At 59.7% G+C, this 9,311-nt stretch carries 6 protein-coding genes and 1 pseudogene; 1 reads left to right on the top strand and 6 read right to left on the bottom strand.

Annotation, left to right across the window (positions count from 1 at the left end; translation table 11 throughout):
- A pseudogene (locus tag ACH2EH_RS19680) lies at positions 1 to 439 on the bottom strand (hypothetical protein); the annotation flags it as partial.
- 64 nt (positions 440 to 503) lie between these two features.
- Between ACH2EH_RS19680 and ACH2EH_RS19675 the strand changes: the two are divergent.
- Positions 504 to 3,071, top strand: a complete 2,568-nt coding sequence (locus ACH2EH_RS19675; protein WP_395144347.1) for a hypothetical protein — start codon at positions 504 to 506, stop codon at positions 3,069 to 3,071.
- Here ACH2EH_RS19675 and ACH2EH_RS19670 read toward each other — a convergent pair.
- The 5 genes from ACH2EH_RS19670 to ACH2EH_RS19650 all read right to left on the bottom strand — a co-directional run.
- Positions 2,999 to 4,561, bottom strand: coding sequence for a DUF2357 domain-containing protein (locus ACH2EH_RS19670; protein ID WP_395144345.1), 1,563 nt, complete (start codon positions 4,559 to 4,561; stop codon positions 2,999 to 3,001). The genes ACH2EH_RS19675 and ACH2EH_RS19670 overlap by 73 nt on opposite strands.
- Entirely contained in the window at positions 4,554 to 6,188 is a 1,635-nt protein-coding gene (locus ACH2EH_RS19665; protein ID WP_395144343.1) for an McrB family protein, read from the bottom strand. Before ACH2EH_RS19665 ends, ACH2EH_RS19670 begins: the two co-directional genes overlap by 8 nt.
- Positions 6,189 to 6,428: 240 nt before the next feature.
- Positions 6,429 to 7,166: a phytanoyl-CoA dioxygenase family protein gene (locus ACH2EH_RS19660; protein ID WP_395144342.1), complete on the bottom strand. Its 738-nt coding sequence runs from the start codon at positions 7,164 to 7,166 to the stop codon at positions 6,429 to 6,431.
- Positions 7,167 to 7,462: 296 nt separating this feature from the next.
- The gene (locus ACH2EH_RS19655; RefSeq protein WP_395144340.1) at positions 7,463 to 8,038 is read right to left on the bottom strand and encodes a hypothetical protein; all 576 of its coding nucleotides are present in this window, start codon (positions 8,036 to 8,038) and stop codon (positions 7,463 to 7,465) included.
- Between the two features lie 19 nt (positions 8,039 to 8,057).
- On the bottom strand, positions 8,058 to 9,311 hold a 1,254-nt coding region (locus ACH2EH_RS19650), incomplete at its 5' end, for a M1 family aminopeptidase (RefSeq protein ID WP_395144338.1).

The raw sequence follows: 9,311 nt of genomic DNA, 5'->3' as shown, positions 1-9,311 counted from the left end.
CGATCCGCTCCTGAATACGCTTGATCTCGCTCTGCCGGTGGTGCACCCAGTCGTCCCAGAGCTTGCCGGTACTGGGGAGGCGCTCTCTGGCAATTGCGAGCCCCTTGAGGGTGTATTCGAACTGCTCGCTCAGCAGCGTGCCCTGCTGGAAGGCGGAGAGTTTGTAGCGGTGCGTCCAAGTGACAAACGGGCCTTCGACTTGTTGAAGACAGAAAAGACGTGGGGAGTCTAGCTCACTCACGGTGGCCGTAATATCCCCCCACGGGCCGCCGCGAAAGAGCACGAGCGCTCCAACACTTTGTGCCACGCCCGTCGCCTCTTCTTTCTGATCGTCGGGGCAGACACGGGCATAGTTGCTCAAATCTGTCACGAACGCAAAGATGGCTTCGGGGGGACGCTCAATATAGAGCTGGTACTGGCGGCGAATGGGCGATGACACAACTCTCATTTTATCCTATGCAATGCCGTAACCAACAGGAGCAAATTGCCGTCTCTTTTTCAGGATGAAATCTCTTGCATTTCTCGTCTCTCTGGCTGCTCTGGTAGCCTTGCCTGCGCTTGCACAAGTCACGCTACAGACCGGGTTGGAGCAGCTCGACTGGGATCCCGTGCGCCGTGGTGCACTACTGCTGGTCGCACCCAATACGCTGCTACTCACAGGAAAGACCCCGCTCCCGCCTCCCCGCAACGGCTACGGCCTGCCGGAGCTGGTGGGTTATTTCGAGCAGCAAGTGGTGCGTTTTCCCACCCTCACCACCGCCGGACCCACCCTGATCACCGAGCTGCGCGTCCCTGATCGCGTCGAGGATCTGCAGCAGGATCTCTACCGCACCCGCTTGCCCCACGCTTTTCTGGCGAGCCTCAGTCCGAGCCAGATGCAGCAGGCCGCCGGAGCGCAGGGTATCGGTTACGCCGAGCTGAGTGATGCACGGCAGAGGGCACTCTGGGAGAAGCTATTTCCCACGAACCTGGATTTTCGTGGGAGCAATGCCGTGCCCCCCGCAATGGCCGCCGGGCAGACCCCCTGGTATGGTAAGCAGAGTCTGCCCGTGCTCGCCGTGGGCACCCAGCGCACGTTTCGGATTCGCCTCCGCTGCGATCTGACTCTTTTGGCACAGCCGGGAAACTACAGTGTCTCTCTGAGCGAGCCTCCCAGCGGATTTGTCCAGGTGGCACTTCGGACGCTTCCCGTCTCTCCCGACAAGCTCTCGGAGTACCAGCGTGCGCAGGCTAAGGGAACATCGGGGACGGGGAAGGTGCTGTATCGTCGTCCGCCCTCGGATCTGGATCTCTCTCAGGAGCGCTTTGCGGTTCCTCTCTCACTGGCCGATGCAAAAACGGTGGGCGACGTGGTGCAGCGGGCGGCAAAAGCGCTCCGGCTGGAGCTCTACGCCGATGCGCGGCTGGCGAGCCAGCCGGTGTTTATTCGAATCGCCCCCGGCCAGAGTGTGAGCGCTGCCGACGCACTAAACGCGATCTTGCGGGCGAGCGCGACCACGGTTCGTCGCCTACAGGCCGGGCAGAGTGTTGCCTTTGTGATTACTCATGACCGAGTGCCGCTGGGGAATACTTCCGTCACGCTCTTTGATGGGATCTTGCCCCAGGAGATGGGCAAGATGCAAGAGCAGATGTCCGATGACAAGGCCCAGAAGCTAGCACTGGGGAAGCTGCGGCAGGCAAAACTGCTCACGACACTGCCGCGCGCGGCAGGGGCAGGTGTCTCGGAGACAGTCTGGCAGGCAGCGCTGGAGGGCAAAGATGCCAAGTTCTCTCTTACCGAACTACCCGGTGATGTGAAGGGGAAGATTGAGGCCGCCTGGTCAGCACGTCAGGGACGGCCTGGTCCGAATGGGGTTCCGCCGCCTGCCGCTCCCCAGAGTGCGTTGCCAAAGCTGCGGGTAAACGTCCAGGTGCTCTGCCCGTCACTGGGCGAGGCGCAGCTCAGTGTCCTCACGCTCAGTGATCTGACACCACAGCCGGAGATACCTCTGGTCAAGCTCCCGGAAACCATCAAGACACGCGGCCTGCGCGTTCGCTCCCCCAAAACGCAGGAGGAGGCGAAGCAGCTTCTGGCGATGTGTAGAGCGCGGGGGGTGACGGTGCTCTATGTGGCGCTCTCGGGCGATGCCAACGACGACCGAGGAATGAGCCTGCTCTCTGCGGAGAAAGACACCCTGCCGCTGGTGCCCACTCTCTCGCCGCTCATGCCTGCCCCCACCGACACCCCGCGCGAGCGGGATATCAGTGTGACAGGCCGCACGGCCTCTGAGATGGCACAGGGCCGCCCGGCGCTCAGTGCCATCGCGCAGATCATGCCCTTTATCGTGCCGCTCTTTGAGCAGATCACGCACCTGGATGCCCTCACCCCTGAGGCTGTCCCCGTGGATCGTTTCGCGGAGCGGGTAGCGCGGCTGGCGGCTCTACCGGGGGTCACGCAGATTGGCCTACATGATCTTGCGGCGCTGGGCTATGTTGGCGCGAGTGACCGAGGGCTGGAGACCCTCTGGACTGGCGGCTACAGCGCGTCGGAGCGGCTGGCATTCTTGCGTACCCACGGGATAGATCCGTCGGATTTTTTAGAGGTCAATGGCTTCCCTAACACGGGGGAGTTCGCGTTGCCCTTTTTTACGAATAGCGAGCAAAATACCTCCCTCTACGCCGCCTGGAACGAGCGCCGCAAGGCCCGTGCGGTGCAGCTTCGCAAGCGCCTGGAAGCCGCATTTCAAACCGCCCGAATCTCCAAGCCCTTGATGCAGATGGACGGTGGTTTTGTGATGATGGGCAATCAGCAATGGAAGAGCTGGAAGGGCGTGGCGGGGCCACTAAATATTTCCTACTGGGAAGCTCTCACACGCCTCGGGCCCGGGGGCGATGGCGATAGCCTGGACGAGACTTCCACGATCCGAAAATGGCTCGCGCAGCGCCTGGAGCGCAAGGCGGCATCCTCTGAGGAAAACTCGTTTCCTGAATTTGCCGCGCTCCCTCCCGCCGGTTTCGTCTACGATCTCTCAGATGTTCCTCTAGCGCAGGCACTTGTCTTGCTGGAGGCGATCATCGCGCCTAAAAACTGATCCAGCGCGTCGCGGCCACGGCCTGGAGCGAGTGGAAGCGCACCGAGGCCACCGTGGTTTTGTGTGTCAGGCCACCAGCGTATGACCTTGCCGGGGTAGAGCGCGAGGGCGGCGAGCGTGCCAGGAATCGCATCGCGGTAGGCATGCATCGTGAGAATGTCATCCGTGAGAGCATCGTGCTGGTCACTGAGCCGGTACTTGGCGTCGAAGTGGATGCGCGTGTCGCCAAGCTCCAGCGTGATATCCGGGCGCACGGGGCGTGTCCAAGTGGCGAGTGTGGGGTTGTAGGTGAGGCAGAGTGTGGGAGTCTCTAGTCGTAGCTCCGTGCCGCGCCGTAGAGTGAGGGCGGAGCCGTCGGCAGTAGGCGTCAGAAGCTTCTCGTAGGGCAAGGCGACACCAAACGCCGCCTCCACCGCCTCTGCAACTTCAAAGAAGCACCAGTACTCATAGAGGGTGGCGACATCGCGTCGTCCTGCGCCAAACACATCCTGGCCGCCGTCCCAGCTCAGCCGAAGTGCCTGCTGCGTCGCCAGCCAGGTTTTATAGAACTCGCGGTAGCCGCTCCGTCGCTGCCAGAGCTTGCTGGCGACGGGAATCTGTGTTAGTGGCCCGACCCCAGCAAACATCGGGTGAGCGAGTGCGCTCTCCAGTGGCCTCGCGAGCCACTGCGCCTCTCTCTTCAAGCGCTCCGTGACACTGCACGCCTCCAGGGACTGAATCAACTGACGCAGTACCGCCAAAATAAAGCGGTTCTCCGGCGTGTTGTAAGTCTCGGTGGGGCGCGTGTGTGGCAGCTCATGAGGCACCGTTGCGAGGCCCCGCTCCGCAAGAGGGTGCCCGACAGGAACGGGCTGGCGGGGTGTGGCCGTGGCGAGCCAGCGTACTGCGTTTGGGGTGAGCCGTCGCGCTCGGTTCAGTGGCTGTTGCTCGGCTTCAGGGTAGAGCGTCTGGTGTGGATCGGAGAGAATGCGGCTGAGGCCATGCTGGAACTCTCCGCTCTCCAGTAAGCCGCGCAAGAGGAAAAAGCGTTCCGTGAGTCGGGCGGGATCGGGCTTCTCCGTGGGAACCATCGGCGATGTTATCTCAGTGCGCTGCCGCAAGAGTAAGTCCGTGGCGCGGCGTGCGATGGCTTCGAGCATAAAACGAAAGTCCTCGCGGTAGGAGAGCTTGGCGGAGACGATCTCCATTCCGACGCTTGCGCGTGGTTTGCCCGTTTCATCCTCCAGCACAAGCGTCAGCAAGCCCACCTCATTGCCCGCCGTGAGTGTTCCCGAGTGTGGGTTTGCACGGTGCCGCCGCACCGGCCCGCCCTCATGGAGCCGCCAGTTTTTCGGAGCGCCCGAAAGCGCCCACTCCACAACTCCGTTCTCGCGAAGCTGGATCATTTCTTCGCCAAATGCGGCGGCCTCGGTGGAAGAAATAGAGCTGAGTGCGTCGCCGTAGAGACGGAGACTGGCGGGGCCGAGGGAGACGAGGGAGCTTCTACTCAAATGTGTACCCTCCGAAACCATCTCGGAGAAGCCGCATCTGGAGAGTGCGGAGGGCGGTGGTGGTCTGGGGCCAGTTTTCGGCTTCCGCGAGCGTGAGCAGGGCATCGAGCGCGGGCGCGAGGCGGCGCTGGGAGCCGTGCAAACGGGGAAGAATCTTGAGGCAGAGTGCAGTATCGAGGCCATTTACCCCCTGGCCCCCGCTGGGCGGAGGAATAAGCTGGTGGTAGGCGGCGCAGAAGCGCAGAATCTCGGTGGCGGTGCGCAGGCCAAAACCAAAGTCATGGGCGGTCAGTGTCTCACTGAGGCGTATCAGAGCCATCGTTTCCTGCCGCTCACCTCTCGCGAGAGGCGAGAGTAGTGCGGCTCCCCAGGCATTTCCTTGACCGGTCAGTCGCTCTGGGCGAACGGGCAGGGGACTCTCTAAGAGTGCGGCGAGGCTGGAGCCATCAAAGGTAAGGACACTGGCACGATCCAGCACTTTGGGCGAGAGCGGGTGCGTGGTCTCGTCTAGGTTCACGGTGCCGATGAGAAAGAGGTTGTGCGGCCAGGGAAGCGTTTCGGGCGGAACTCCTCCGAGAGATATCGCCTCACCGGACTCCATTGCGGAGAGTAGATCCGCGCCGTAGCGCTCGATGGGGCTGAGATTGAGCTCGTCGAGAATCAGAAAATGGGGCACCTCGGGCTGCTGGTTTGCCGAGCGCATAAGCTCTAGCGCGGGTGTGGTCACGTAGTGGCTTGGGTCCAGCGCGTCCGGGTAACCGAGCAAAGGATCACGGCTTGTCCAGTCCGGCCCGACGGCCACAAGAACGTAGGGGGCACCGAGCCAGCGTGCCAGTGCCTGTGCGAGCCGTGTCTTGCCTGAGCCGGAGAGCCCGGCCAAGATCACAAAGGGCTTGGCGAGCAGCGCGGCAAAGAACGCCGTCAAGCGCTCCTCCGTGTAGACAAGCCCCGCAGTGGCACAGGCAGCGCGAAACGCGGGCACGAGGTTCGAGAGCGCATGGGTGCTTGTCTGGTAAAGAGGTGCGGGCTCGTTCACCCTCGTCGCGGGTTTGGTGGGGCTGGGCTTGCGGCCTTTGCGGCGGTAGATTGGCTCGGGTTGATCCTCCGTGAGCAGCTCGGTATAGAGGTGTAGGCTCTCGCGCAGGTGGGCCAGAAACGCTTCACTATCGAGTGTCTCGGTGAAGAACTCCTGTGGGTTGTGAAACGCATCGTTGAAGCGGTAGGTGGGGCTGTCCACATCGAGGGCGTTTTCAGGGAGCGGCGTTCGCTTTTGGGTGCTGAGTAGCACTTCGGGTGGGTGCGTGGCGGACTTCATGATCCCCGCGACCAGCCCGCGCCCGTGCGGCTCGACACTCACGGCGACATAGAATCCCTCCTGCACTTTTTGCTCCGGCCCCAGAATGCAGAGCCACGGTACTTTGACAGGCTTGCCCCGCCCCACGGAGACTTCCAGAGTGAAGGGCAGAAAGAACTCGGGGAGCAGCTCTCGCTCTAGCTGCTCTTTGACTGCTAGGAGCGCTGCAAGAGTCTCCAGCACGCGGGGGTCTTTGGTCGTCGCGGCGATGGGCGACTCGTTCCAGGCCGCGCGGCTCTGGCAGAGGGTAGGGAGGAGCTTAGCGAGGTTCATGGGGCCTCAAAAACAAAAACAGCGACCGCACCATCTCCTGGTGGATCGCTTTTGTCTGACTGACTATGGATATAGTATAGCACGTCAGAGGTTGTTTTCGCCACTCTCTTTCTATAGAGATGATTGCTGTTTTCTATTTAGGACTGTTCTTGTGTTTGTGATTATGACTAGTCTGTCGCCCATGAAATAGTTTTTATCTCAGTCCTATTGCTATTCCATGTCTCGTATTTGTCTCATTATTTATACGACATCGCGTCGTGAACCGACCGAAGGGGGCTCTAGGATACGCTTTTGTTGCTCCGTGAGATCGGTGTAGTCGGCGGCACTCGGGTAGTGCTGGCTCCAGGCGGAGTGGCCGGGGCTAAATTTGTAGAGCAGGGCCCGGCGCTCGTGCGATGCGGTCCAGGGGGCGGTGCCATGAATCAGTGCCTCGGTGAAGAAAAGCGCGTCGCCTGCCTCCACTTCGGGCTGGATAACATAGTGCGGGCGACGCTTCAGGCCGCGCACGTCTCCGGGGAGGCTATTCGGGACATTGGATTTATGGCTGCCGGGGACACATAAAAAGCCACCGTCGCCTGCTCTTGCAGGGGCGAGAAAGTACGTGATAACACACAGTCCGTTGCGAATCTTGCCATCGTGGCGGAACTTGTACCAGTGGTCGCCCTCGTGGCCCTCGCCGCCATGTAGGCCACCACCGCCTGCACCCTCGCGCATGAAGATGCAGTAGTCATGATCGAGGCGGAATTTCTCATCAATAAGAGCTGTGAGGTAGGGGACAATCTTGGGGTGATCCATTAAATTCTGCGTGGGCTTCCCCCAGGTGGAGCACCGCGTACGCCGATCCAGCTTGCCATCGTTCTGGTAGGCGAACTTCTCATCCGCGAGAGCGTTCAGCTCAGCAACCTCGTCTGTGCTCAGCACATTTTTGATAAGCAGGTAGCCTTGCAGATCCACCAGGAACTTTTCTTCGTCCGTCATCGTGCCTCCAAAAACAAAAACAGCGATCACACCTCGTTTGGTGGATCGCTTACCTCACCCAGTTTCCCAGGTGACTATGAGTATAGTATAGCATGCTTTAGAGAGAATTCGCCAGCAAAATGATCGTGGCAATTTTGTTTTTCTATGTTATATTCTGATGGATTTATAGCAATATGCTTGATCCAGTTCGCATTATTAGGTGAAGAATTGTTGTTACTCTTCTATATTTGTCTCATATTTGTCTCGTGATTTTTGTACTGCCTCCTCCCTTTTGGGAAGGAGGCAGGCGGAGCGAATTAGAATCGCAGACCGATTCCTAGCTGGGTGTGGCTAGTATTGACCTTGCTTGTCCCTAGTGTGGCCTTGCCGACGAACGTGTAGCCTAGCTCACCAAAGTAGCGCTTGCCGAAGTCCTGGCCGACAAAGACACGGCCTCCGAAGACACCTTTTTCGGTGGTGGTGGTCACTGTCGTATCACCGGTCTTCACGGCAGATGAGGTTGTGAGGCTGTAGCCGCCGAAACCCGCGCCATAATAGAGGGCCGTGTTCGATGCCATGTGTGCTCGGTACTGAACGCCGAAGCTGTTGGCACCCTGGCGGGTCATGGTTGTACCACCTCCGGCAGCATTGTCGCGCTCTCGGCCTCGCATGATGCCATCGCCGTAGAGGCCCCAGGTTCCATTGCCCACGTGCCCCAGATCGTAGCTAATCCCCCCACTCTGGGCGGTGCTGCCCACAAAACTCTTGCCACTCGCCGCTGTTGGGAGCCCGATACCAAAGTGCGCACGCCAGCGCTTTGCTTTCGTCTCCTGTGCCTGTGCTCCCGTTGTCAGAAAACCTATTGTTGTTGCTAGTAAAATTAATTTATTCATTTTTATTATCCTGATTATTCTAGAGTTTTTTCGTGTTATCATCCAATGTTCGGTCAATATAGAGGTGCTTGGGATCAAGCTCGACTTTGTCTGGCTCGTCACCTTCGGTCTCTAAAACGATGCGCCCCGGCTCGGAGGTGACAACGCTCTCTTTCAGACGCTCTTTATGTTTCCAGAGACCGAACGCGAAGCCCGTCGCCACGCCTGCATTGGTCTCGTTGCCCTTGCCATCGGCGTATTTTTTCGTGGCCTGGTAGCGCACGATGATGCGCCACTTGCTGCCCACTTTTTCTTTTTTTGCCTCGTTGATCCGCAGATCATAGAGTGTGATCTTCTCAAAATGATCGCTGAGGAAAGTTTGGTCGGCGGTTGGTGTGGCGGCTTTGAGTGTCTCCATTAGCTCCAGCGCAGTCGTGTAGGGCGGCTCTTGAAAGGCAGTTTTTTTCACAAAGCTCGCCAGCGCCGCGTTGAGTTTCCCCTCGCCGATCCTGTCGGCGAGGGCGCAGAAGGCAATTGCACCCTTGGGATAGTGGATATACTGCTGGTGCTGCATGCTCACCAGCGGATTCTCCTCCTCACGCTCCGTGCCACGACCCCGTAGATAGCGGTCCATATCTAGTTTTAAGAAACGCGCCAGTGCCTCCTCGCCGTAGGTTTTCTTCAGAGTCTGGAGGGCACTGTACTCGGCGAGCGACTCCGAGAGCAGCTCGCTGCCCGCGACATTTGCGCCGAGCACCTGGTGCGCCCACCACTGATGCGCCACTTCGTGCGCGGTGACGTAGAACGGGACATCCAGCGCGTCTTTTTCTGTTCCCACTTTCAGGATAAAGCCGATTCCCTCGGAGTAGGGCACGGTATTGGGAAAAGCCTGTGCAAACTGCTGGTAGGCGGGAAACTCTAGGATGCGCATCTGGCGGAACTGATAGGGACTGAAGTTCTCTGAGCAGTAGGCGAGCGCCGCCTTCGCCCCCGCCATCATGCGCTCCAAGTTGTACTCATGGCCGGGATGATAGTAGATCTCCAGTGCCACACGCTTGCCATTTTTGCTTGTCCACTGATCTTTTTTCACGGCGTAGCGTGCCGAGACAAACGTGAAGAACTGGCGGATAGGCGCGTCCATCTTGTAGCGGAAGCAGCGCCGTCCGTTCTCGCTCCACTCTTTTTCTAAGTAGCCCGGTGCAATGGCGATCTGATCGGGCGCAGTACGCACCGTCGCGGCGAAGCTCACCCAGTCGGCGTCCGTGCCGAGGTAGGTGTTCTGCCGCGCTGCGAC

The sequence above is a fragment of the Armatimonas sp. genome (assembly GCF_043760365.1).
Classification (GTDB): Bacteria; Armatimonadota; Armatimonadia; order Armatimonadales; family Armatimonadaceae; genus Armatimonas.
The sequence above is the reverse complement of the archived record's forward strand: the minus strand, read 5'-3'. Positions and strand labels throughout refer to the sequence as shown.

Coding starts and splice junctions, on each gene's coding strand:
- ACH2EH_RS19655 (WP_395144340.1), bottom strand. CDS start 8,038: ATGAATAAATTAATTTTACTAGCAACAACAATAGGTTTTCTGACAACG.
- ACH2EH_RS19675 (WP_395144347.1), top strand. CDS start 504: ATGAAATCTCTTGCATTTCTCGTCTCTCTGGCTGCTCTGGTAGCCTTG.
- ACH2EH_RS19665 (WP_395144343.1), bottom strand. CDS start 6,188: ATGAACCTCGCTAAGCTCCTCCCTACCCTCTGCCAGAGCCGCGCGGCC.
- ACH2EH_RS19660 (WP_395144342.1), bottom strand. CDS start 7,166: ATGACGGACGAAGAAAAGTTCCTGGTGGATCTGCAAGGCTACCTGCTT.